Here is a 22875-nt window from a genome sequence, read left to right as displayed (position 1 = left end):
CGGGCTGCGCAAGGAGTTCACCGTCCGGGTCCGGGCCGGCCGGCTGCGCCGGACCAGGCGGACCGTCTGTGCGGTCGACGGGGTCGACCTGCGGGTGGCCCGGGGCGAGATGCTCGGCTACATCGGCCCCAACGGGGCCGGCAAGTCCACCACCCTGAAGATCCTCACCGGCGTGCTGACCCCGTCCGCCGGTACGGTGCGGGTCTGCGGTCTGCGGCCGGTACCGCAGCGTACCCGGCTCGCGCTGCGCATCGGGGTGGTCTTCGGTCAGCGTTCCCAGCTCTGGTGGGATCTGCCGCTGCGGGACTCCTTCGACCTGCTCCGGCACATCTACCGGGTGCCGGCCGACACCCACGCCGCCCGACTGCGCCGCTGCCGCGACCTGCTCGACCTGGACGCGTTCCTGGACACCCCGGTCCGCCAGCTCTCGCTCGGCCAGCGGATGCGCGGGGAGTTGACCGCCGCCCTGCTGCACAGCCCGGAGGTGCTCTTCCTCGACGAGCCGACCATCGGCCTGGACGTGGTGAGCAAGCAGGCGGTTCGGGGATTCCTGGCCGAGCTGGGCCGGGCCGGTGACACCACCCTGGTGCTGACCACCCACGATCTGGCCGACATCGAGCGGCTCTGTCGCCGCCTGGTGGTCATCGACCACGGGCGGGTGGTGCACGACGGGTCGATCGCCGCGCTGCACGCCCGGTACGGCTCACCCCGGCTGGTGGTCGCCGAGCTGGACACTCCGCTGGCCGACCCGCCCGTGCTACCCGGCGCGCCGCTGCTGCGGACCGAGGCCGACGGTCACCGGCTGGTCTTCGCCTGCGAGTCGGTGACCGCCGCGCAGGTCGTGGCCGCCCTGGCCGGCCTTGCCACGTTGCGCGACATCTCCATCGTCGAACCCGACATCGAGGAGGTCGTCGCCCGGCTGTATGGAACGTAAGGAAGGGCCCCTTCCTATCGTTTCCGGTATAGGAAGGGGCCCTTGTTAACACCTGGGGCGGGTCAGATCGGGTCGCCGATGTTGACCTGGGGGACCGGGGTCCGCATCCGGCGGAAGGTGATCGACCGCATGATCGCGTACAGGTAGAGCGAGCCGAGCCGCTGGTCGGTCTTGGGGAACCGCTGCCGGACCAGCTTCTTGATCTTCCGCGAGATCAGCACCGAGTCGATCACGACCCCGATGGCCAGCGCCCCCCAGAGCAGGTTCGAGACCAGCCGGACCACCGGCGGCATCGCCTGAGACGAACCGATCAGCACGATCAGCGCGCCGCCGAAGAACCAGGTGCCGACGGTACGGCGGGAGTCGACCACGTTGCGCGCCAGCAGCCGTTCCGGCCCCCGGTCACGCGGCCCGCCCTCCCGGCGGAACTCCTCGGCGGCCTGGGCCCGCGCAGCCCGGCGCCGCTCACGCGCCTCCTGCTTGTTCGCCGGTACCGGATCAGCGGTCAACCGGCGACCGGCGGCCGGCCGCTTCGGGGTGACCCTGCCCAGCTCCTTCTTGCTCGGGGTGTACCCCCGGGAGCGGACGGACGTGGGCTGCTCGTCGGGCGTCTCCTGCGGGACGGCCTCGTCGACGAGCTGGCTGGACTTGCGGCGAAACAGCGACGGCACGGGGTGAAGGGTAGCCAAACGTCGACGCCCGGTGCACATCAAGGTGCACCGGGCGTCGGGTGAGGTCCGTTACGGGCGGTCCGGCAGGTCGGTCAGCGGGCCGTCATGGCCGGTCCCGCGACGGCCTCCGCCGGTCGGTCAGGGACGCTCGGCGTGGGCGCCGAGGCTGGCCAGCTTCGCCTCGAAGTCCTCGTAGCCCCGGTTGATCAGGTCCACCCCGTAGACCCGCGAGGTGCCCTCGGCGGCCAGCGCGGCGATCAGGTGCGAGAAACCGGCCCGCAGGTCCGGGATGACCAGGTCGGCGGCGTGCAGCTTGCTCGGCCCGGCGATCACCGCAGAGTGCTTGAAGTTGCGCCGGCCGAAGCGGCACGGGGTACCGCCCAGGCAGTCCCGGTAGACCTGGATGTTGGCGCCCATCGAGTTGAGCGCCTCGGTGTAGCCCAGCCGCTGCTCGTAGACCGTCTCGTGGACGATCGACAGGCCCCGGGCCTGGGTCAGCGCGACCACCAGCGGCTGCTGCCAGTCGGTCATGAACCCGGGGTGCACGTCGGTCTCCAGGGCCACCGACTTCAGCTCACCGCCCGGGTGCCAGAACCGGATGCCGCCCTCCTGGCCGGCGGAGCCGAGCCGCGGCGGGCGGGCATCGGTGACCTCGTACGCGCCACCGACCGAGCGGAACACGTTGAGGAAGGTCATCATGTCGACCTGCTGCGCGCCGAGCACCTCGACGTCGCCCCGGGTGGCCAGCGCGGCGGCGGCCCAGCTCGCCGCCTCGATCCGGTCCGGGATCGGCCGGTGGTGGTACCCGCCGAGGCGCGGCACGCCCTGGATCTCGATCACCCGGTCGGTGTGCACCTTGATGATCGCGCCCATCTTCTGCAGGATGCAGATCAGGTCGATGATCTCGGGCTCGACGGCGGCGTTGCGCAGCTCGGTGACCCCGTCGGCCATCACGGCGGTGAGCAGCACCTGCTCGGTGGCGCCGACGCTCGGGTACGGCAGCGAGAACTTCGTACCGTGCAGGCCGTTCGGGGCGGTCAGGTGCAGCCCCTCGGGGCGCTTCTCCACCACCGCGCCGAACTCCCGCAGCGCCTGCATGTGGAAGTCGATCGGCCGGGGGCCGATGTGGCAGCCGCCCAGGTCGGGGATGAAGGCGTGGCCGAGGCGGTGCAGCAGCGGGCCGCAGAACAGGATCGGGATCCGGCTGGACCCGGCGTGCACGTTGATCTCGTCGGTGCTGGCGCTCTCCACGTTCGCCGGGTCGAAGACCAGTTCGCCGTCCTCGTCGCCGTCGGTGACCCGGACGCCGTGCAGGTCGAGCAGGCCGCGGACCACCTCCACGTCCCGGATACGGGGTACGTCGTAGAGCCGGCTCGGCGAGTCGCCGAGCAGTGCCGCGACCATCGCCTTGGACACGAGATTCTTCGCGCCGCGGACCCGGATCTGTCCCTGTAGGGGGGTGCCTCCGTGTACGACCAGTACGTCGTCGGTCAACGCAACCTCCAGCGCGTCGGTGCTGCTGTGGAAAGTTAAGGGGCGGGCGATCGACCACTGCCGCTGCCCGAGGGGGGCGCAACCGTCGTCACGGTTGGCTCGTTGTCGCCCGGGCAGCATAGCCCTCGGTTATCCACCCGAGCGGTTCAGACCGTTCCGATGGCACAAAAAAGGGACGACGGTGATTATCCGTACGACTGTGGTCACTCAGGGTTAAGTTGGGGTCAGGGTAGGGCGAGCATCTGGTCCAGTGCTACCCGGGCGTGGTGCGCGGTAACCGGGTCAACCGTGATCTGGTTGACCACCCGACCCGCGACCAGTTCCTCCAGCGCCCAGACCAGGTGCGGCAGGTCGATCCGGTTCATCGTCGAGCAGTAGCAGACCGCCCGGTCGAGGAACATGATCTGCTTGTCCGGGTGGGCGAGCGCGAGCCGGCGTACCAGATTGAGCTCGGTGCCCACCGCCCACGCCGAACCGGCCGGCGCGGCCTCGATGGCCCTGATGATGTACTCCGTCGACCCGACCTGGTCGGCGGCGGTGACCACCTCGTGCCGGCACTCCGGGTGGACCAGCACGTTCACCCCCGGTACCCGCTCCCGGATCTCGTTGACGCTGTCCAGGGTGAACCGCCCGTGCACCGAGCAGTGCCCGCGCCAGAGGATCATCTTGGCGGCCCGTAGCTGCTCGGGGGTCAGCCCGCCGTTCGGCTTGTGCGGGTCGTAGAGGACGCAGTCGTCCAGCGAGAAACCCATCTCCAGCACGGCGGTGTTGCGGCCCAGGTGCTGGTCGGGCAGGAACAGCACCTTCTGCCCCTGCTCGTACGCCCAGGTCAGCGCCCGCTTGGCGTTCGACGAGGTGCAGACCACCCCGCCGTTGCGGCCGACGAAGCCCTTGATGTCCGCCGACGAGTTCATGTAGGTCACCGGGACCGTCTCCCCGGCGATGCCGAGGTCCTGCAACAGCTCCCAGGCGGTCTCGACCTGCGACAGCACCGCCATGTCGGCCATCGAACAGCCGGCGGCGAGGTCCGGCAGGATCACCGCCTGGCGGCCCGAGGTGAGGATGTCGGCACTCTCGGCCATGAAGTGCACGCCGCAGAAGACGATGTACTCCGCGTCGGGCCGGGCCGCCGCCTCGCGGGCCAGCTTGAACGAGTCGCCGGTCACGTCGGCGAACTGGATCACCTCGTCCCGCTGGTAGTGGTGACCCAGCACGAAGACCCGGTCACCCAGCGCCGCCCTGGCCGCCGCCGCGCGGGCCACCAGGTCCGGGTCGCTCGGTGCCGGCAGGTCGCCCGGGCACTCGACGCCCCGCTCGGTCCCGGGATCGCCGCCCCGGCCGAGCAGGAGCAGGGCGGTGGCAGTGGGGGAGGGTTCAACCCAGGGCGCGTTCACGTACTCCATGGTGTCCCACGACCCGGACGTGGCGCAGCCGCCCCCGGTGTGGCCTGCCACACTGACCCACCATGCGCGTGCTGTTCTGCCCGGACAAGTTCGCCGGCACCCTGTCCGCCCCCGAGGTGGTGGCCGCGGTCACGGACGGCTGGCGCCAGGTCGCCCCGGACGACGACCTGATCGCCCGGCCCCTGGCCGACGGCGGGCCCGGCTTCGTCGAGGTACTCGCGGGGGCGGTCGACGGCCGGCGGGTACCGGTGCCGACCGTCGACCCGCTCGGCCGGGCCGTGCCGGGGGAGATCCTGCTCACCACCGACGGCACCGCCTACCTGGAGAGCGCCCAGGCGTGCGGCCTGCACCTGCTCGACGCGGCGGAGCGCGACCCGAAGGTGACCACCTCGTACGGGCTGGGCCTGCTGATCGCCGCAGCGGTGGAGGGCGGCGCCCAGCGGGTGGTGATCGGGCTGGGCGGCTCGGTGACCAACGACGCGGGCGCCGGAATGCTCGCCGCCCTCGGCGCCGCTCCGCTGGACGTCGCCGGGCACGCCCTGCCCTACGGCGGTGCGGCGCTGACCGCGGTCGAGGCCCTCGCCGGTACGCCCCGACTGCGCGGCGTCGAACTCGTGGCCGCCACCGACGTGGACAACCCGCTGGTCGGTCTGCACGGCGCCAGCAACGTGTACGGCCCGCAGAAGGGCGCCACCCGGGAGGACATCCTGCTGCTCGACGCGGCGCTGGAGCGCTTCGCGACGGTGCTGGAGCGGGAGTTGCCCGCCTGCCCGGCAGGGCTGGCCGCACTGCCCGGCGGCGGTGCGGCCGGTGGGCTCGGCGCGGCGGTACTCGCCCTCGGTGGCCGGTGCGAGTCGGGGATCGCCCTGGTCACCCGGCTGATCGGGCTGGACGCCGCGTTCGACGCGGCGGACCTGGTGATCACCGGGGAGGGCTCGTTCGACCACCAGTCGCTGCGCGGCAAGGTGGTGGCCGGGGTCGCCGGGGCGGCCCGGGACCGGGGACTGCCCTGCGTGGTGCTGGCCGGTCGGGTCAGCGCCGGCCGACGCGAGGCGGCGGCGGCCGGGGTCACCGAGGCGTACAGCCTGGTGGAGCACTTCGGGGACGTGGAGACGGCGATGGCCCGGCCGGTGGAGGGGCTGCGGGCGCTGGGCACCCGGCTGGCCGGCCAGTGGAGCCGCTGACCCCTTCCCGCCCCGGGCTCGGTGGCGGTTCACGCCGGCCGCCGGGTGACCTTCATCGCTGCGGCCTACAATCGAATTCGCACCAGATTGGGAATCACAGGACCGGCGGCTAGCGTTGCCCGGTACGGACCAGACCGAACGCGCGCAGGGAGAATGCCACGTGACCACGCCAGCGCAGACCGAGTCGACCGAGGCCCAGGCCCCGACCGCCATCGTCCTCACCGACGTCGCGGCGCAGAAGGTCAAGGCCCTGATCGAGCAGGAGGACCGCGACGACCTGCGGCTCCGCGTCGCCGTGCAGCCGGGCGGCTGCTCCGGCCTGCGGTACCAGCTCTTCTTCGACGAGCGCTCGCTCGACGGTGACATCGTCTCCGACTTCGATGGTGTCGAGGTCGTCGTCGACCGGATGAGCGCCCCCTACCTGGCCGGCGCGACCATCGACTTCGCCGACCGGATCGACGCCCAGGGCTTCACCATCGACAACCCCAACGCGCAGAACTCCTGCGCCTGCGGCGACTCGTTCCACTGAGCCGGCCGGTGCGGTCGACCGCGCCAGCGGATCGGGCCGTGCCCGTCCGACCAGCATGAACGGCGGGGCCGCCCCGGGCAGGGGCGGCCCCGCCGTTTTCCGTCCGCGGCACCGGCGCACCGCAGGTCGGTGACATCCGGTGAACGGGGGCGGTCGACAGCGTGGCCGGCGGCTGACAGACGGACGATGCGACGACGACGGGGACGGGTAGGCTGACCCGCGCCGTGCTCCCGTACCCGACCCTGAGGGCCGACATGAAGATCGCCGTAACCGGCTCCATCGCGACCGACCACCTGATGTCCTTCCCGGGCCGGTTCGCTGACCAGTTCATCGCCGACCAGCTGCACAAGGTGTCGCTGTCCTTCCTCGTCGACGACCTGGTGCTGCGCCGGGGCGGCATCGCCGCGAACATCGCCTTCGGGATGGGTCAGCTCGGCCTGCGGCCGATCCTGCTCGGTGCGGTCGGCACCGACTTCGCCGACTACCGCTCGTGGCTGGAGCGGCACGGGGTGGACTGCGACTCGGTGCACGTCAGCGAGGTCGCGCACACCGCTCGGTTCGTCTGCACCACCGATCAGGACATGTGCCAGATCGCCTCGTTCTACGCCGGGGCGATGAGCGAGGCCCGCAACATCGAGCTGGCCCCGGTGGCCGCCCGGGTCGGCGGCCTCGACCTGGTGCTGATCAGCCCCAACGACCCGGCGGCGATGATCCGGCACTCCGAGGAGTGCCGTGAGCGGGGGTACGCCTTCGCCGCCGACCCCTCCCAGCAGCTCGCCCGGATGGACGGCGCCGACGTGTTCGGCCTGATCGACGGCGCCCGGTACCTGATGACCAACGACTACGAGAAGTCGCTGCTGCAGAGCAAGACCGGGCTGACCGACGACCAGTTGCTGGACCGGGTGCAGGTCCGGGTGACCACGCTCGGCAAGGACGGCGTGGAGATCGTCGGCCGGGACGTCGAGCGGATCCACGTCCCGATCGCCCGGGAGATCGAGGCGGTCGACCCGACCGGCGTGGGCGACGGCTTCCGGGCCGGGTTCTTCACCGCGCTCTCCTGGGGGCTCGGGCTGGAACGGGCCGCCCAGGTCGGCTGCCTGCTCGCCACCCTCGTGCTGGAGAGCTTCGGCGGTCAGGAGTACGACGTCCGCCGGGATCTGTTCGTCAAACGCCTGGCCGAGTCGTACGGCGAAGCGGCGGCCGACGAGGTCCGCCCGCACCTGCTCGACTGAGCTCCGTCCGCCAGGGGTCCCGGCGACGCACCCCTGCATCCTGTCGGCACGCTGTCCGCCCGGTCCCGGGCGGATGGTGCGCGCTCCCTTTGCCCGGTCCCGGGCGGATGGTGCGCACAGGTGCTGTTCCGCTCCAGGACCGGCGGTGGCTCCGGCGAGCTGCGCGTCGGGCTCCGGGGCAGGTCAGCCGAGGTCAGTGAATCCGGCGGATGTCGAAGGCGGGTCCCCCGACCAGCTCCGGCGCACCGACGAACTCCTGCCCGCGCATCCGGCACCAGGCCGGGATGTCGTTGGCCGCCGCCGGGTCGTCGGCGAGTACCCGGACGATCGCGCCGACCGGCACCTCCGGCAGCCGGCGGGCGAGCGCGATCACCGGCAGCGGGCAGCGTTGGCCCCGGCAGTCCAGCGTCTCGGCCGGCCCCGCAGGTCCACCAGGCCCACCAGGCCCACCGGGTCCACCGGGTACGGCGTCGGCGGTCACAGTCCCACCACCCCTGCCTCGGCGCGGAGTTGTCCGACGATCCCCGGCAGCTCGTCGAGGAACCGGTTCACCTCCGCCTCGGTGGTCTCCCGGTGCAGGGAGATCCGCACGTTGCCGTGGGAGAGCACCCCCATCGCCTCCAGCACGTGCGACGGACGCAGCGTCGACGAGGTGCACGACGAGCCGGACGAGACGGCGAAACCGCGCCGGTCCAGCGCGTGCAGCAGGGTCTCGCCGTCGACGTACAGGCAGGAGAAGGTGACCAGGTGCGGGAGGCGGTCCACCGGGTCGCCGACCACCTCCACGTCCGGCACGCTCGCCGGCACCGTCGACCGGATCCGGTCCACCAGCGGCGCCAGCCGGCGGGCCTCGGCCACGGCCTCCGCCGCCACCGCGCGCAGCGCCGCCGCCGCCGCGACCACCGCGGGCAGGTTCAGCACCCCCGGGGCACGTCCGTCCTCCCGGTCGTCCGCCGGGTAGGGCGACTCCCACCGGGTGCCCTTCCGGACCACCAGCAACCCCACCCCCGGCGGTCCACCCCACTTGTGCGCGCTCGCGCTCAGCACCGACCAGCCCGGGGGGACGGGTACCCGGCCGACCGACTGGGCGGCGTCGACGTACAGCGGTACACCCGCCGTGCGGCACGCCTGCGCGGCCTGCGCCACCGGTTGCACGGTGCCCACCTCGTGACTGGCGCTGATCAGCGCGGCCAGCGCCACCCCGGGCGACCGGACCGCCGCCTCCCAGGATGGCAGATCGAGCCGGCCGAGCCGGTCGACCGGCACCGGTACCGCCGAGCCACCAGCGGCGACGTGCCGTTGCGCCGCGTGCAGGACCGCCGAGTGTTCGATCGCCGAGTGCACCAGGGTGCCCCCGGCGCGGCGGCGACCGGCGAGCCCGCCCAGCACGGCCGCGTGCGCGGCGGTCGTGCCGCTGCCGGTGAAGGAGACCTCGTCCGGGCGTACCCCGAGTGTCTCGGCGGTCGCGGCCCGGGCCGCGTCGAGGAGCTGGCGGGCCCGGCGGGCCTGGCGGTACAGCCGGCCGGGATCGGCCCAGCCGTCGTCGAGGGCGGCCAGCAGCGCCTGCCGGGCCACGGGGTGCAGCGGCGCGGCGCTCGCCGCGTCCAGGTAGACACCGGGAACGTTCACGGATGGAACGGTAGCGTGCACCTGACGCTCAAGATCCCCCAATGGGGCGGAGACGCCACCCCAAGGCCGTCCAGCCCGGCATGGTCGAGTAATCTGCGACCGTCGGTGACGCCTTTGCCGCCGGAGCTGATCAACGGATGCCGGCGGCGCGCTAGGGAGGCAGGACCAGGTGGTCGCAAGGAGTTCGGATGTACGGCCGTCGGCCGTACGGCACAGCGCTTCCCCGCAGGCCGGTGGGCGCGGCCGGCGGCGTGGTGCGGGTCGACTCGCCGGGCTCGGTGTCGGGGGGACGGCATTGCTGTTCCTGCTCACCGGCTGTGACGTCGGTGCGGCCTTCGGTGGCTTCGGCTGGCCGCAGGGCGGCATCTCGCCGGAGGCGACCCGGATGTACGACCTCTGGATCGCGTCGACGATCGCCGCGCTCGCGGTCGGCGTCTTCGTCTGGGGCCTGATCTTCTGGTGCGTCATCCGCTACCGCAAGCGCGGTAACGAGCTGCCGGTGCAGACCCGGTTCAACATGCCGATGGAGTTCCTCTACACCATCGCGCCGATCCTGATCGTGTCGGTCCTCTTCTACTACACGGCGATCGTGCAGACCGACGTCGACCGGGTCACCAAGAACCCGGACGTCACCGTCGAGGTCGTCGCCTTCAAGTGGAACTGGCAGTTCAACTACCGCGACGGGGTCGGCCCGGAAGCCAACACGGTCGCCTCCACCCTCGGCACCACCGAGGTGATCCCGGTCCTGGTGCTGCCGACCGGCCGGAGCATCCGCTTCGAGGAGACCAGCAAGGACGTCATCCACTCCTTCTGGGTGCCGGAGATGCTGTTCAAGCGGGACGTCTTCCCCGGCAAGGTCCGGAACGTCTTCGAGGTCTCCGAGTTGACCACCGAGGGCGCGTTCGTCGGCCGGTGCGCCGAGCTGTGCGGCACGTACCACTCGATGATGAACTTCGAGCTGCGGGTCGTCTCGCCGGAGAAGTACGACCAGTTCCTCGCCGCCAAGCGGGCCGGGAAGTCCACCCAGGAGGCCCTGGAGTCGATCGGTGAGAAGCCGCTCGCCGAGACGACCTTCCCGTTCGAGACCCGCCGTACGGAAAGCAACTTCAACCCGGACAGCGCTCCGGCCGGCTCGGGAAGCTGAGGGATCCGGCATGAAGACTGAGTGGAAGATCTTCGGCGTCGTCGCCGGGTTCCTGCTCTTCATCACGCTCGTCTACGCCGGCTGGACGGCCGGGGCGAGCGACCGGGTGGAGTGGGTCGGCACCGTGGCACTCGGCCTGTCGTTCCTGCTCTGCGCCATGTGCGGCGGCTTCTTCTGGTTCGTCTCCCGCCGGATCGACCTGCGGCCGGAGGACCGGCCGGACGGCGAGATCGCCGACGGCGCCGGTGAGATCGGCTTCTTCAGCCCGGGCAGCTACTGGCCGTTCGGTCTGGCGCTGTCGGCGACGATCGCCGGCCTGGGCCTGGTGTTCTGGCAGTTCTGGCTGCTCGGTCTCGGTCTGGTCGCGGTGATCTTCGCCGCCTGTGGCCTGCTCTTCGAGTACTACTCCGGCACCCGGCGGACCGCCGAGCACTGACCTGCCGGCAGCAGGACACATACATACACCGAAGAGCCGGTGCCCCGATCGTGGGGGCACCGGCTCTTCGTCATCGTGGTGCGGCGACCGCTGTACCGCCGGGACGGCTGAGCCGTCAGGCCGCCCGGTGCCTGCGGACGGCGTCGCCACGCCGGAGTGTGCTCCGGGCCGTCCGGACCGGCGGGAAGGTGGCGATCAGCAGCGCGGCACCGCAACCGGTGCAGACCAGTTCGGGGCAGTCGTCGCCGTGCCCGTCCTGGCACGGTGGCATTTCGAACGGCATATCGGCGTCGCAGCCGTCGCAGTAGAGTTCGCGGTCACCCATGTCGTGTCTCCTCCCGGGTGCCAGCGGAATTACCAGCGTGTAGTTTCGCATGGCCGCTGGTGGACACCGGGCACGGGCGTCCCACCCGGGGTGCCGGGTACGCCTGCCGGGGAAGATCAGTCCATGGTGCGGGCGGCCTGCGCCGTCGCGATCCAGCCTGCCAACGCCCGGGCTGCCGCACCCGAGTCGATCGACTCGGCGGCCCGGTCCAGACCGGCGCGGATCGCCTCGGCCAGATCGCCGTCGAGCGGCCCCTGGGTGGCCAGCGCGGCGGCCGCGTTGACCAGTACCGCGTCCCGGACCGGGCCCCGTTCACCGGCGAGCAGCCGGTGGGCCACGCCGGCGTTGTACGCCGCGTCCCCGCCCCGCAGGTCGGCCAGGGTGGCCCGGGGGACACCGAGGTCCACCGCGTCCACGACACACTCCCGGACGGACCCCTGGGCGGCCACCCAGAACCGGGTGGGGGCGGCGGTGCTGAACTCGTCGAGACCGTCCTCACCCCGCATCACCAGCACCGAGTCGCCCCGGGCGGCGAAGACGTCGGCCATCACCGGTGCCATCCGGGAGTCGAAGCAGCCGACCGCACCCGCCCGGGGCCGGGCCGGGTTGGTCAGCGGGCCGAGGAAGTTGAACGCGGACGGCACGCCCAGCTCACGCCGGACCGGCCCGGCGTGCCGCATGCCGGGGTGGAACCGGGCGGCGAAGCAGAACCCGATGCCCGCCTCGGCGACGCAGTGGGCCACCCCGACCGGACCGAGGTCGAGCGGGACACCGAGGAACTCCAGCAGATCGGCGGTACCGCAGGACGACGACGCGGCCCGGTTGCCGTGCTTGACCACCCGGACCCCGGCCCCGGCCACCACCAGGGCGGTCATCGTGGAGATGTTGACCGTGTGGGCGAGGTCACCGCCGGTACCGACCACGTCGAGTGCGGTCGCCCGCAGCTCCTCGGGCAGCTCCACCGGTACCGCGTTGGCCAGCATGGCCTCCACCAGCCCGGCCAGCTCCGCCGAGGTCTCGCCCCGGGCGCGCAGCGCCACCACGAAACCGGCGATCTGGGCCGGGGTGGCGGAGCCCGCCATGATCTCGCCCATCGCCCACGCGGTGTCGGCGGTGGAGAGCTCCTCGGCCCGCAGCAGCGCGGCGAGCAGGCTCGGCCAGGTCCGTTCGCCCATGGTGGGCCTCCCGTACGAGGGTGGATCGTGGACGGGCGCGACGGGCTACCGGCGCCGGGGCCGGTGGTGCCTCAGGCGGTCGCGTGGGTGCGCAGCAGCTCGGCGATGGCCTGACCGGTGGTTACCGGGTCGAGCGGATGCATGAGGGTGGCGTCGACCTCGGCGTACGACGCGAGCCAGCGGTCCGCGGCCCGGGCGATGACCACGCAGGTCGGCGGGGCGTCGTCCCGGTCGTCCTTGATCTGCCGGGCGATGCCGATCCCACCACCGGGGGTCGCCTCACCGTCGAGCAGCATCAGGGCGATCTCGTAGTCGTCGACCAGGCGGACGCACTCGGCGTAGTTCGACGCCTCGACGAACTCGACCCGGAGGTCGGCGGCGGGCCGGGTGCCGACGGCGAGCCGCATCCGGTCACGCACCTGCGGGTCGTCGCTGTAGAGCAGGACGGTGTAAAGACGATCGCTCATCGGTCGCAAGGCTCCCACGTCGTAGCTGCCCGCTGATCGTACCGGTCGTCCCGCCGGAGCCGATCCGGGGCCGTGATCGGCGTCATCCGGTGCTGCCGGTCGGGTTGTCACGGCCGTCACCCGGCCGGTCCGGTCACCTCGGCGCCGGATCGGGCGGCCGGTTCGGCGGCCCGCTGCCGGGCCTCCTGCCGGTCCAGGGCCTCCTGCCGGTCCAGGGCCTCCTGCCGGTCCAGGGCCTCCTGCCGGGCCAGGGCCTCCTGCCGGGCCTCCTGGCGGTCCAGGTCACGGTCGATCCGCCGGGCCTCCCGTTCCGCCTGGCGGATCCACTGCGCCACCAGCACGCCCAGCATGGTGATGCTGACGAACTCCCCGCCCGCCCAGAGGATGCCGCCGGCGACCTCCTGGTCGGTCCACGGGTCGGCCCAGTCCAGCCCCAGCGACGGGTACCAGTCGCCGCCGAAGAGCGTGCTGCTCTCCATGATGGTGAGCCCCAGCACGGTGTGGAACGGCACCGAGAGCACCATCAGCAGCGCCCGGGCCGGGTACGGCCAGCGGCCCGGCAGGGGGTCGAGCCCGACCAGCGGCCAGAAGAACAGGCAGCCGGTCATGATGAAGTGCAGGTGTACCAGCTCGTGCGCGAAGGAGTTCTCCAGCGTCAGCCGGTAGAGGTCGGTGAAGTAGAGCACGAACGGGTTCACCACGAAGATCGCGAACGCGGTGAGCGGGAAGGCGACCACCCGGGCGTACCGGCTGTGCACCACGGCGAGCAGCACCCGACGGGGTCGGATCGGCAGGGTGCGCAGCGCCAGGGTCACCGGGGCGCCCAGGGCCAGGAAGATCGGGGCCACCATCGACAGCACCATGTGCTGCACCATGTGCACCGAGAGCAGGGTGGTGTCGTAGGCGCCGAGCCCGGAGACGGTCACCGCGGCGATGCCACCGAGGCCGGGGCCGAGGAAGAACACCGTCCGCAGCACCGGCCAGCGGTCACCCCGCAACCGCAACCGGTGTACGCCGTACAGGTAGAGCCCGGCGGCGACCACCAGACCCACGGCCAACCAGTTGTCCAGGCTGGCCTCGGTCACGACGGTGGTGACGCTGAACGGGGGCGGGACCTCGCCGCCCGATGCCAGGATCGCCGGACCGCCCGCAGGGTGGAGGCCGTCGGTGGGGTACGGATCGAGGTGCAGCACGCTTTTCAGGCTATGCCAGGTTAACCCGGGCAGCTCCGCCGGCCCGGGAATGCCACTGGATTGCCACCCCGCCGATCGGCGGCGCCGGTCAGGGGCAATAATGACCGCGTGACTGCGGCCCCAGCCATTGACAAGAGCCGGATCCACTCGCTGACCCGACCCAACATGGTCAGCGTCGGGACGATCGTGTGGCTCTCCAGCGAACTCATGTTCTTCGCGGCGCTGTTCGCGATGTACTTCTCCATCCGCGCAGCGGCCCCGGAGCAGTGGGCGGAACACACCGAGGCACTGAACATCCCCTACGCCACCACCTTCACGGTGATCCTGGTGGCGTCCTCGGTGACCTGCCAGCTCGGCGTGTTCGCGGCGGAGAAGGGTGACGTCCACGCCCTGCGGCGCTGGTTCACGATCACCTTCGTGATGGGCCTGATCTTCGTGCTCGGTCAGGTCAACGAGTACCGCGAGCTGGTCCACGAGGGCATCAAGATCAACGCCGACGGGTACGGGTCGATGTTCTACCTGACCACCGGCTTCCACGGCCTGCACGTGACCGGCGGTCTCGTCGCCTTCGTCGTCTTCATGATCCGTACCACCATGGGCCGGTTCACCCCGGCTCAGGCCACCGCGGCGATCGTCGTTTCGTACTACTGGCACTTCGTCGACGTCGTGTGGATCGGCCTCTACGGCATGATCTACTGGCTCCAGTGATCTTGGCGTCACCTAGCCCCCGCTGCTTCAAGTCCCTGAGACAAGGTCCAGAAACCGAAGGACACAGGCCATGACTTCTGACACCCCTGACCGCCATCGCGGTGTGCTCGCGCGGTTGCGCCGGCGCGCCGCAGCGCGCAGCAGGGGCCGCCGCCGGCTGGGTGCCGCGGTACGCCTGCTCGCCGCGCTGATGCTGGCCGGTGGCGCCTATACCGTCTTCGCGCCTGGGCTGCAGGCGCAGGACACCCCGCAGTTGTCCGGTGCCGCCGCCGAGGGCAAGGCGCTGTTCGACGTGAGCTGCATCTCCTGCCACGGCCGCAACGCGCAGGGGATCGAGGGTCGTGGGCCGAGTCTCGTCGGGGTCGGCGCCGCGTCGGTGGAGTTCCAGGTCGGCACCGGTCGGATGCCGATGGCCCGGCAGGAGGCGCAGGCCGAGCGGAAGCCGCGGGTCTTCACCAGCGACGAGGTCCGCCAGCTCGGGCAGTACGTGCAGGAACTCGGCGGGGGTCCGCAGGTCCCCGCCGGCAACGACCTCTCCTCCGAGGGTGACGTGGCCGCCGGTGGCGCGCTCTTCCGGATCAACTGCTCGTCCTGCCACGCGTTCGGCGGTGGCGGCGGTGCCCTGTCGTCGGGCAAGTTCGCCCCGAGCCTGAACCCGGCGACCGACCGGCAGATCTACGCGGCGATGCTCAGCGGGCCGCAGAACATGCCGGTCTTCGGTGACAACCAGCTCCGTCCGGAGCAGAAGGCCGACATCATCGCCTACATCCAGGAGACGCTGAAGCACGACCGGGACCCGGGCGGTTTCAACCTGGGCCGGTACGGGCCCTCCACCGAGGGGCTGGCCATCTTCCTGGTCGGCATCGTCGCGCTCGTCTTCGCCAGCCTGTGGATTGCGGGTAAGTCATGAGCACCCACACCGACAGCGCCGCCAACGGCACGGACCGTGCGGCGTTCGACATCGACGACCCGAAGCTGACCCGGTTCCAGATCGTCCAGGAAGGTGCCCGTCGGGACGACATCGAGATCGTCCACTACGAGCCGCAGTTCCCGGTGGCCGGCACGAAGGCCGAGCGGCGGATGACCCGGACGGTCGCCGGCATGTTCCTGCTGACCGGGCTCGCGGCCACCGCGTTCCTGGTGATCTACATCTGGTGGCCGTGGAAGTACGAGGCCGGGGCGGGCGCGGACAAGTTCTACACCCCGCTGCTCGGTCTGACCCTCGGTCTCGCGCTGCTCTTCGTCGGCTTCGGCATCCTGACCTGGGGCAAGAAGCTCCTGCCCAAGGAGGTGTCGATCCAGGACCGGCACCTGGTCCACACCTCCGACGAGGACCGCAAGATCGTCGGTAACACCATGCTCTACATGGCTGACGAGTTGGGCGTGAAGCGCCGCCCGCTGCTGGGTATCTCGCTGCTCGCCGGTCTCGCGCCGGTCGGTGCGGTCGCGGCCGCACCGCTGCTCGGCGGCCTGATCAACCAGCCGCACAAGAACAACCAGATGTTCACCACCGGCTTCGCCCCGCACAACGGCGAGCTGATCCGGCTGGTCCGCGAGGACGGCACCCCGGTCCGGCCGGAGGAGGTCAGCGCCGGCGGTCAGATCACCGTCTTCCCCGGCATCCCGCACGGGGTGAGCAACCGGCACGCCGACTCGCCGACCCTGCTGATCCACCTGCGCGAGTCGGATGCGCAGAGCGCCCGGCAGGCCAACGCCAAGGTCGGGCACGAGGGCTACATGTGGGGCAACTACACCGCGTTCTCCAAGATCTGCACCCACGCGGGTTGCCCGGCCAGCCTCTACGAGCAGCAGACCAACCGGCTGCTCTGCCCGTGCCACCAGTCGCAGTTCCTGATCACCGACAACGCCAAGCCCGTCTTCGGCCCCGCCAGCCGTCGGTTGCCCCAGCTGCCGATCGAGGTGGACGACGAGGGATTCTTCGTGGCCAAGTCCGACTTCACCGAGACTGTCGGACCAGACTTCTGGGAGCGGCCGTGAAGCGCCGAAAGGTAGATGTGGGGGCCCTCCCCGGCAAGGCCGCCATCGGGGTCGACGACCGGTTCCAGGTGGCCACCCCGCTGCGCCGCCTGCTCAACAAGGTCTTCCCCGACCACTGGTCGTTCCTGCTCGGCGAGATCGCGCTCTTCTCGTTCGTGATCCTGCTGCTGACCGGTGTCTTCCTGACCTTCTTCTTCGAGCCGGCGATGACCGAGGTGACCTACAACGGCAGCTACGCGCCGCTGCGGGGCACCCACATGTCCGCCGCGTACGCCTCCAGCCTGGACATCTCGTTCGACGTCCGGGGCGGTCTGATCATGCGGCAGATGCACCACTGGTCGGCGCTGCTGTTCATGGCGGCCATCGTGGTGCACATGATGCGGGTCTTCTTCACCGGCGCGTTCCGCAAGCCGCGTGAGGCGAACTGGATCATCGGTACGCTGCTCTTCTGGATCGGCTTCCTGGCCGGCTTCACCGGTTACTCGCTCCCGGACGACGGACTCTCCGGCACCGGTCTGCGGATCGCCTCGGCGATCATGCTCTCCATCCCGGTGATCGGCTCCTGGGCCACCGCGGCGGTGTTCGGCGGGGAGTTCCCCGGCGAGATCATCATCAGCCGGTTCTTCATCGCCCACGTGCTGCTCATCCCGGGTCTGCTGGTCGCCCTGATCAGTGCCCACCTGGGTCTGGTCTTCAAGCAGAAGCACACCCAGTGGCCCGGCCCCGGCCGGACCAACGAGAACGTGGTCGGCGAGCGGATGTTCCCGCGCTACGCGCTCAAGCAGGGCGGCTTCTTCATGGTCGTCTTCGGGGTCATCGCGCTGATGGGTGGTCTGTTCCAGATCAACCCGATCTGGCTCTTCGGCCCGTACGAGGCGTGGGTGGTCTCCGCGGCCAGCCAGCCCGACTGGTACGTCATGTTCCTGGACGGGTCGACCCGGCTCATGCCGGCCTGGGAGATCAACATCCCGATCGGCGACGGGTACGTCATCCCGCCGCTGTTCTGGCCGACGGTGGTACTCCCCGGCATCCTGACCATGCTGCCGATCTTCTACCCGTTCATCGAGGCCCGGCTGACCAAGGACAAGGGCACGCACCACCTGCTCCAGCGTCCCCGGGACGTTCCGGCCCGGACCGCGCTCGGTGCCATGGCGGTGTCGTTCTACGTCGTGCTCACCCTCTCCGGCGCCAACGACGTGATCGCGGACAAGTTCCGGATCAGCCTGAACGCGATGACCTGGGCGGGCCGGATCGGTCTGCTCATCGTCCCGCCGCTGGCGTACTACCTCACCCACCGGCTCTGCCTGGGTCTCCAGCAGCACGACCGGGAGGTGCTCGCGCACGGTGTGGAGACCGGCATCATCCGGCGCCTGCCGGACGGCCGGTTCGAGGAGGTGCACCAGCCGCTGAGCAAGGTCGACGGCCACGACGGCCACGGCCTGGAGTACGTCGGCTGGGTGGTACCGAAGAAGATGAACCGGCTCGGGGCCCTCGGCCCGGCCATCAAGGGCTTCTTCTACCCGATCGAGAAGCCGGCCGAGGCGCCGGTCTCGCCGGGGCACCCCCCGGTCGAGCCGCGTCCCGAGCGGCAGGAGATCGGCAGCGGCAAGTCCAGCCACTGACCGGTCGGGTGGGCGTGCACCCACCCGTGAGAATGCGCCGACGTGGCGTCCACCGATCCCGGTGGGCGCCACGTCGCTTTTCCCACCACCCCCTCCCGCCCCGACGAGCCCCGCCGATCATGGAGTTGTGGTGGGAGGAAAGACCCCCTTTGCGACCTTTGCGGGGCTGGACAACTCCATGATCGATCCGCGCGGGGTTCCCGGAAGGGGCGGATCGCCGGGGTTAAACCGGCTCAGCCGGGTATCCGTGCGGTCCAACGAATAAGGGGGGGAAGCATGTTGGGTATGAAACGCCTGGGACTGCTGGCAGCCCTGGTGGTGCTGGGACTGGCACCGGCCGCCGCAGCGCAGGCGGCGGTACAGCCGTCGACCCAGGACACCCAGTTCGTGCAGGCGATCCACCAGGTCAACCTGGCGGAGATCGAGGCCGGTAACCTGGCCCAGCAGAAGGGGCAGAACCAGCAGGTCAAGGACCTGGGTCAGCGGTTCGTCACCGACCACACGCAGGTCGACCAGACGGTCCAGAGCGTCGCGCAGTCGTTGGGCATCACGCTGCCGGACAAGCCGACCGCTGACGAGCAGTCCGTGCTCGATCAGCTGAACAAGGTCAACGGCGCCGAGTTCGACCGCGAGTGGGTGACCGCCGAGCTGGCGGGTCACGTCCAGGCCATCCAGGCCGTGCAGACCGAGATCTCCCAGGGCTCCGACCAGTCGGTGATCCAGCTGGCGCAGGACGCCCTGCCGGTGCTCCAGGCGCACTACGACGCGCTGGTGGCCCTGGCCCAGAGCCTGGGTATCCCGGTCCCGCAGGTGAGCGGTAGCGCCACGCCGAGCCCGGGTGGTACGACCACCACGCCGGATCCGGGTGGCACCACTGAGTCGCCGGATCCGGGTGGTACCCCCACCGAGGTACCGACCCCGAACGGTAGCTGATCCACCGGCGGTACGTCGTCAGCCTGCGGTGCGCGGGCTGACGACGTACCCGTTTGCCGGTCCGGTCGTCCCGCCGGGCCGTCCCTGCTCAGTCGGCGCTGGCCAGCCCGATCGCGAACGCCTCCTCCAGGTCGTGCTGGGAGTACGCCCGGAACGCGATGTGCGACTCGGTGTTGAGCACGCCGGGGACCTTGGAGATGCGGCCGGCGATCACCTTGGCGATCTGCTCGAACTCGCGGACCCGCACCATCGCGACCAGATCCACGTGGCCGGCGACGGAGTAGACCTCGCTGACGCCGGGCAGGGCGGCCAGCGCCTCGGCCACCTCGGGGATCGAATCGGTGGCGCAGTCGATCAGCACGATCGCGGTGATCACCGAGGGACTCCTCTCGTCGACGTCGTGGCCCATGCTAGAGGTTGATCGGGACGGCCGGATCAGGACGTCGCATCTACCCCGCAACGGTCAGGTCGACACCGGCGCGGATCACCCGACATAGCCGCTCGCCCCGGTGTACCGTCCCGCCCGGCCAGACCACCGCGTCGGTCACCTCGCCGTGCACCACCGCGCCCGCGCCGATCACCGCCCGGGTGCAGCGGCCGTCGACCGTGGCACCGGCACCGACCAGGTTGCCGCCGGCTGCGGCGTGCAGGTTCGCCGCCAGGTAGTCGCGCGGTGTGCCGGTGTCGAGGTAGGTGCCGTCGAACGGGACCACCTCCAACGTGCCGGCCGCCTCCGCCGGTCGCCACACCGTCCGGACCAGGTCACCCGGTTCGGCGGTGAGGCCACGGACCAGCCGCCACGGCAGCAGGGAGAACCCGGCGAAGCGGTGGCCGGAGAAGGTGCCGGGTTCACCGGGATTGTCGGCGGGCTGCCCGAGCAGGCGTACCGTCTCCCCGTCCCAGCCGGCGAGCAGTGCCGCGATGTCCGGGCCGGGGGCGAGCGACGGGTGGGCCAGGTAGCCGTCGGCGTTGCCGACCAGCACCCCGCGCCCGTCGATGACGTTCCGCAGGTTGCCCAGAGCACCGGAGGTACCCAGCGGCGCACCCGGCTCGACCGACAGGGTGGCCCGGCCGCCGACGTGCTGCACCACCTGCTCGCCGAGGTAGCAGGCGTTGACCGCGACCCGCTCCGGACCGGTCAGGCCGAGACCGGCCAGCCGGGCCAGTACCCGGTCCAGCAGCGGGACGTTGCCGACCGGGCAGAGAGCCTTGGGTAGCCGCTCGGTCAGGGGCCGCAGTCGGGTGCCCTCGCCGGCGGCGAGGACCACCGCGCAGACCTCGACCCGGGGCGCCCCGCTGCCCGCTGCGCTCACCGGGCGGTGCCCCTGTCCCCGGTTTCCGGCCCGGAAGTCGTTGCCGGTCCGCCCGTCCCCGGCTCGGCCCCGGGCTGCCCGGCGTTCGGCCCGATGCCGTAGTACCCGAGCAGGTTGGCCGTGGCCCGGCTCAGCCGGGGCAGATCGTCCAGGGGGTGCCAGGCGGCCTCGAAGACCTCCGCGCCGTCCACCACCAGCTCGGTCCGGGAGGCCGGTACGGATGCCTCGAAGACCACGTCGACCCAGCCCTTGGCGTGCACCACCGCGTTCGGTACGGCGGGCCGCAGCGCGTCGGGGGACAACCGGATCCCGGACTCCTCGGCCAGTTCCCGGGCGGCGCCGACCACCGGGGCCTCACCGCGCTGGAGCAGGCCGGCGGGGAGTGTCCAACTGTGCCCCGGCGGCTGGCGCAGCAGCAGCAACCGGCCCGCGCCGCCGGCTTCGGAGTCCCGCACCAGGGTGACCGCCCCCACGATGTACTTCGGTACGGCCAGCCGGACCAGCCGGCGGCGTACCGGCACGGGCAGGCGGTAGAAGACGCGGTAGACCAGGGCGCGGAGGGCGGGACTGCGGCGGGGGGTCACCACACCAGGCTAGAGGTCGGGGCGGCGTCGCGCGGCAGCCGGGGCGGCCGGCCTCACGGGCGCTGGTCCACCAGCTCGATGAGCTGCCGGACCACCTCGTCCGGTTCGATGCTGCGGTCCACCACGGCGACCAGCATGGTCTCCAGGTCCGGGTAGCCCAGCTCCTCGGAGAGCTGCAACAGTGGCAGATCGCTGGCCAGACCACGGTTTTGCTTACGCAGCGCCAGCCCGATGGTGGCCCGGCCGAGGCGGACCTTGTCGGCGATGGAGATCCCCGGCTCGGAGTGCTCGGCGAACCAGCGGTTGATCTGCATCTGCGCGTGCGGGCTCTTCACGAAGTCGAGCCACTCCCGGCGCGGACCCCGGGGCGCGACCCGCACGTCCACGTCGGTCTGCGGGTCGCTCTCGGTGAAGATCTCCACCACGTCGCCCTCGGCGAGCTGGGACGCCAGCGGGGCGAGCCGGCCGTTGATCTTGGCGGCGAGGCACCGGTCACCCCGCTCCCGGCCCAGCTCGTAGGCGAGGTCGACCGGGGTGGCCCCGACCGGCAGCACCACCTGTCGGCCCTCGGCGAAGACCTGGATCTGCGCCTCGGTCAGGTCGCAGCGGAGCGTCTCCAGGAACTGCGCCGGATCCGTCGTCTTGTGCTCCCAGTCGAGTACCCGGCGCAGCCAGTCGAGTTGTTCGGCGTGGACGGACCGCTGGTCCCGGGTGCGGGGGAAACGGAAGTCGGCGGCGATGCCGTACTCCGCCGACCGGTGCATGTCCTGGGTCCGGATCAGCACCTCGACGGTCCGCCCCTGCGGGCCGGCGACACTGGTGTGCAGTGACCGGTAGAGGTTGTTCTTGGGGGAGGCGATGAAATCCTTGAACCGGCCCGGGATGGGGCGCCACAGTCCGTGTACCGCGCCCAGGGCGGCGTAGCAGTCGGTCGCCGGGCCGTCCACGATGATCACGATGCGGGGCAGGTCGAACGGCTCGCTGTGCCTGCCCGCGACGGTGTCCTTCCAGATCGAGTAGTAGTGCCGGGGGCGGGGTTTGACCTCGGCGTCGACCCGGTCCCGCCGGAGCGCGCCCCGGGCGGTGGCGACCACCGCGTCCAGGTACTCGTGCCAACCCGGCCGGTGCTGTACGTGCCGGTCGATCCGGGCGTACTCGTCGGGCTCCAGGTGCAGCAGCACCACGTCGTCCAGCTCCCGCTTGAGGGCCTGGATGCCCAGCCGGTCACAGAGCGGGACCAGGACCTCCTGGGTCTTGCTGGCGATCCGGTTGCGGGAGGCGGCGGAGCGGACCCCGAGGGTGCGCATGTTGTGCAGCCGGTCGGCCAGCTTGATGATGAGCACCCGGACGTCCTTGCCGGCCGCGATGATCATCTTGCGGATGGTCTCGGCTTCGGCCGCCTTGCCGTAGAACGCCTTGTCGAACTTGGTCACCCCGTCGACCAGGTGGGCCACCTCCGGACCGAAGTCCCCGGCGAGGGCCTGCAGGGTGTACCGGGTGTCCTCGACGGTGTCGTGCAGCAGCGCGGCGACCAGGGTGGTGCTGTCCATGCCGAGGTCGGCGCAGATCTCGGCGACCGCCAGCGGATGGGTGATGTACGGCTCACCGCTCTTGCGGAACTGGCCCCGGTGCATGTTGTCCGCGATCTTGTACGCGCGGCGCAGCACCGACGGGTCGACGCCCGGGTGGATGGCCCGGTGCGAGCGGACCAGGTGGTTCACCGGGTCGGGCTCCGCCGCAGGCCAGGAGAGCAGGGACCGCAGCCGGCGGGTCAGCGGCAGGCCTGTGGGGAGGGCGCCCCCGAGGGCGGCGCCTTGACCGGCGTCGAGGTCCACCTGGGACACCTCCTCACCCCGGCTCCACGGTACCCGTCTATCTGAGTAACCGGGAGCAGGCCCACG

The 22875-nt window shown here is 71.2% G+C and carries 22 protein-coding genes and 2 pseudogenes; 11 read left to right on the top strand and 13 right to left on the bottom strand.

Annotated elements, in window-relative coordinates; genetic code table 11:
* Window positions 1-22 precede the first annotated feature (22 nt).
* Window positions 23-934: pseudogene (locus V6U90_RS00665) on the top strand (ABC transporter ATP-binding protein); the annotation flags it as partial.
* A gap of 62 nt (window positions 935-996) precedes the next feature.
* Here V6U90_RS00665 and V6U90_RS00660 read toward each other — a convergent pair.
* The 3 genes from V6U90_RS00660 to nadA form a co-directional block, all read right to left on the bottom strand.
* Entirely contained in the window at window positions 997-1644 is a 648-nt protein-coding gene (locus tag V6U90_RS00660; RefSeq protein ID WP_334430505.1) for a DUF3043 domain-containing protein, read from the bottom strand.
* 99 nt (window positions 1645-1743) lie between these two features.
* Complete coding sequence (gene murA / locus V6U90_RS00655) at window positions 1744-3219, bottom strand: UDP-N-acetylglucosamine 1-carboxyvinyltransferase (protein WP_442933491.1); 1476 nt, start codon at window positions 3217-3219, stop codon at window positions 1744-1746.
* A 104-nt stretch (window positions 3220-3323) separates the two neighbouring features.
* Window positions 3324-4493 (bottom strand): quinolinate synthase NadA, encoded by a 1170-nt coding sequence (nadA, locus tag V6U90_RS00650; RefSeq protein WP_334430504.1) that lies wholly within the window; start codon window positions 4491-4493, stop codon window positions 3324-3326.
* Between the two features lie 71 nt (window positions 4494-4564).
* On the opposite strand from nadA, the gene V6U90_RS00645 reads away from it, so the two are divergent.
* The 3 genes from V6U90_RS00645 (at window position 4565) to V6U90_RS00635 (ending at window position 7447) form a co-directional block, all read left to right on the top strand.
* On the top strand, window positions 4565-5686 hold the full coding sequence (locus tag V6U90_RS00645; protein ID WP_334430502.1) for a glycerate kinase family protein: 1122 nt from the start codon (window positions 4565-4567) through the stop codon (window positions 5684-5686).
* A 160-nt stretch (window positions 5687-5846) separates the two neighbouring features.
* Window positions 5847-6215 (top strand): iron-sulfur cluster insertion protein ErpA, encoded by a 369-nt coding sequence (gene erpA / locus V6U90_RS00640; RefSeq protein WP_334430500.1) that lies wholly within the window; start codon window positions 5847-5849, stop codon window positions 6213-6215.
* 254 nt (window positions 6216-6469) lie between these two features.
* Window positions 6470-7447 carry a carbohydrate kinase family protein gene (locus tag V6U90_RS00635; protein WP_334430498.1) on the top strand — a complete coding sequence of 326 codons (978 nt, stop codon included), beginning with the start codon at window positions 6470-6472 and terminating at the stop codon, window positions 7445-7447.
* A gap of 193 nt (window positions 7448-7640) precedes the next feature.
* On the opposite strand, the gene V6U90_RS00630 is transcribed toward V6U90_RS00635, so the two are convergent.
* Entirely contained in the window at window positions 7641-7853 is a 213-nt protein-coding gene (locus V6U90_RS00630) for a sulfurtransferase TusA family protein (RefSeq protein WP_334430856.1), read from the bottom strand.
* Window positions 7854-7924: 71 nt separating this feature from the next.
* Window positions 7925-9076, bottom strand: a complete 1152-nt coding sequence (locus tag V6U90_RS00625; RefSeq protein ID WP_334430496.1) for a cysteine desulfurase family protein — start codon at window positions 9074-9076, stop codon at window positions 7925-7927.
* A 169-nt stretch (window positions 9077-9245) separates the two neighbouring features.
* Here V6U90_RS00625 and ctaC point away from each other — a divergent pair, with 169 nt between their 5' ends.
* Together ctaC and V6U90_RS00615 are read left to right on the top strand one after the other, a co-directional pair.
* Complete coding sequence (ctaC, locus tag V6U90_RS00620; protein WP_334430494.1) at window positions 9246-10220, top strand: aa3-type cytochrome oxidase subunit II; 975 nt, start codon at window positions 9246-9248, stop codon at window positions 10218-10220.
* A gap of 10 nt (window positions 10221-10230) precedes the next feature.
* Window positions 10231-10656 (top strand): cytochrome c oxidase subunit 4, encoded by a 426-nt coding sequence (locus tag V6U90_RS00615; RefSeq protein WP_334430492.1) that lies wholly within the window; start codon window positions 10231-10233, stop codon window positions 10654-10656.
* Window positions 10657-10771: 115 nt separating this feature from the next.
* Here V6U90_RS00615 and V6U90_RS00610 read toward each other — a convergent pair whose 3' ends face one another.
* The 4 genes and pseudogenes from V6U90_RS00610 to V6U90_RS00595 all read right to left on the bottom strand — a co-directional run.
* Window positions 10772-10981 (bottom strand): hypothetical protein, encoded by a 210-nt coding sequence (locus V6U90_RS00610; protein WP_334430490.1) that lies wholly within the window; start codon window positions 10979-10981, stop codon window positions 10772-10774.
* Window positions 10982-11097: 116 nt separating this feature from the next.
* Window positions 11098-12156 carry an anthranilate phosphoribosyltransferase gene (gene trpD / locus V6U90_RS00605; protein ID WP_334430489.1) on the bottom strand — a complete coding sequence of 353 codons (1059 nt, stop codon included), beginning with the start codon at window positions 12154-12156 and terminating at the stop codon, window positions 11098-11100.
* A gap of 71 nt (window positions 12157-12227) precedes the next feature.
* The gene (locus V6U90_RS00600) at window positions 12228-12623 is read right to left on the bottom strand and encodes a hypothetical protein (RefSeq protein WP_334430488.1); all 396 of its coding nucleotides are present in this window, start codon (window positions 12621-12623) and stop codon (window positions 12228-12230) included.
* 251 nt (window positions 12624-12874) lie between these two features.
* Window positions 12875-13759: pseudogene (locus V6U90_RS00595) on the bottom strand (cytochrome c oxidase assembly protein); the annotation flags it as partial.
* 165 nt (window positions 13760-13924) lie between these two features.
* On the opposite strand from V6U90_RS00595, the gene ctaE reads away from it, so the two are divergent.
* From ctaE to V6U90_RS00570, 5 genes are all read left to right on the top strand, one after another.
* Window positions 13925-14524, top strand: coding sequence for an aa3-type cytochrome oxidase subunit III (ctaE, locus tag V6U90_RS00590; RefSeq protein ID WP_334430486.1), 600 nt, complete (start codon window positions 13925-13927; stop codon window positions 14522-14524).
* A 70-nt stretch (window positions 14525-14594) separates the two neighbouring features.
* A complete protein-coding gene (gene qcrC / locus V6U90_RS00585) occupies window positions 14595-15434 on the top strand; it encodes a cytochrome bc1 complex diheme cytochrome c subunit (RefSeq protein WP_334430484.1) in 840 nt (279 codons plus the stop codon).
* A complete protein-coding gene (gene qcrA / locus V6U90_RS00580; protein ID WP_334430482.1) occupies window positions 15431-16522 on the top strand; it encodes a cytochrome bc1 complex Rieske iron-sulfur subunit in 1092 nt (363 codons plus the stop codon). Before qcrC ends, qcrA begins: the two co-directional genes overlap by 4 nt.
* On the top strand, window positions 16519-18144 hold the full coding sequence (gene qcrB / locus V6U90_RS00575; RefSeq protein ID WP_334430480.1) for a cytochrome bc1 complex cytochrome b subunit: 1626 nt from the start codon (window positions 16519-16521) through the stop codon (window positions 18142-18144). Before qcrA ends, qcrB begins: the two co-directional genes overlap by 4 nt.
* A gap of 276 nt (window positions 18145-18420) precedes the next feature.
* Window positions 18421-19077: a DUF4142 domain-containing protein gene (locus tag V6U90_RS00570; protein ID WP_334430478.1), complete on the top strand. Its 657-nt coding sequence runs from the start codon at window positions 18421-18423 to the stop codon at window positions 19075-19077.
* An 88-nt stretch (window positions 19078-19165) separates the two neighbouring features.
* On the opposite strand, the gene V6U90_RS00565 is transcribed toward V6U90_RS00570, so the two are convergent.
* The 4 genes from V6U90_RS00565 to V6U90_RS00550 all read right to left on the bottom strand — a co-directional run bounded on the left by V6U90_RS00565 (window position 19166) and on the right by V6U90_RS00550 (window position 22809).
* Window positions 19166-19453 carry an Lrp/AsnC family transcriptional regulator gene (locus V6U90_RS00565; RefSeq protein WP_334430476.1) on the bottom strand — a complete coding sequence of 96 codons (288 nt, stop codon included), beginning with the start codon at window positions 19451-19453 and terminating at the stop codon, window positions 19166-19168.
* Window positions 19454-19526: 73 nt separating this feature from the next.
* On the bottom strand, window positions 19527-20390 hold the full coding sequence (locus V6U90_RS00560) for a nucleotidyltransferase family protein (protein WP_334430475.1): 864 nt from the start codon (window positions 20388-20390) through the stop codon (window positions 19527-19529).
* The gene (locus V6U90_RS00555) at window positions 20387-20974 is read right to left on the bottom strand and encodes an NUDIX hydrolase (RefSeq protein WP_334430474.1); all 588 of its coding nucleotides are present in this window, start codon (window positions 20972-20974) and stop codon (window positions 20387-20389) included. Before V6U90_RS00555 ends, V6U90_RS00560 begins: the two co-directional genes overlap by 4 nt.
* A gap of 53 nt (window positions 20975-21027) precedes the next feature.
* Window positions 21028-22809: a RelA/SpoT family protein gene (locus V6U90_RS00550; protein WP_334430855.1), complete on the bottom strand. Its 1782-nt coding sequence runs from the start codon at window positions 22807-22809 to the stop codon at window positions 21028-21030.
* Window positions 22810-22875 lie beyond the last annotated feature (66 nt).

Origin of the sequence: Micromonospora sp. CPCC 206060, from assembly GCF_036906895.1 — a bacterium.
Taxonomy (GTDB): domain Bacteria; phylum Actinomycetota; class Actinomycetes; order Mycobacteriales; family Micromonosporaceae; genus Micromonospora.
Note: the sequence above shows the minus strand (reverse complement) of the source record. Positions and strands in the feature narration are given on the sequence as shown.

Coding starts and splice junctions, on each gene's coding strand:
- V6U90_RS00660 (WP_334430505.1), bottom strand. CDS start 1,644: ATGTGCACCGGGCGTCGACGTTTGGCTACCCTTCACCCCGTGCCGTCG.
- murA (WP_442933491.1), bottom strand. CDS start 3,219: ATGCTGCCCGGGCGACAACGAGCCAACCGTGACGACGGTTGCGCCCCC.
- V6U90_RS00645 (WP_334430502.1), top strand. CDS start 4,565: ATGCGCGTGCTGTTCTGCCCGGACAAGTTCGCCGGCACCCTGTCCGCC.
- V6U90_RS00635 (WP_334430498.1), top strand. CDS start 6,470: ATGAAGATCGCCGTAACCGGCTCCATCGCGACCGACCACCTGATGTCC.
- V6U90_RS00615 (WP_334430492.1), top strand. CDS start 10,231: ATGAAGACTGAGTGGAAGATCTTCGGCGTCGTCGCCGGGTTCCTGCTC.
- V6U90_RS00610 (WP_334430490.1), bottom strand. CDS start 10,981: ATGGGTGACCGCGAACTCTACTGCGACGGCTGCGACGCCGATATGCCG.
- trpD (WP_334430489.1), bottom strand. CDS start 12,156: ATGGGCGAACGGACCTGGCCGAGCCTGCTCGCCGCGCTGCTGCGGGCC.
- V6U90_RS00600 (WP_334430488.1), bottom strand. CDS start 12,623: ATGAGCGATCGTCTTTACACCGTCCTGCTCTACAGCGACGACCCGCAG.
- qcrC (WP_334430484.1), top strand. CDS start 14,595: ATGACTTCTGACACCCCTGACCGCCATCGCGGTGTGCTCGCGCGGTTG.
- qcrA (WP_334430482.1), top strand. CDS start 15,431: ATGAGCACCCACACCGACAGCGCCGCCAACGGCACGGACCGTGCGGCG.
- V6U90_RS00570 (WP_334430478.1), top strand. CDS start 18,421: ATGTTGGGTATGAAACGCCTGGGACTGCTGGCAGCCCTGGTGGTGCTG.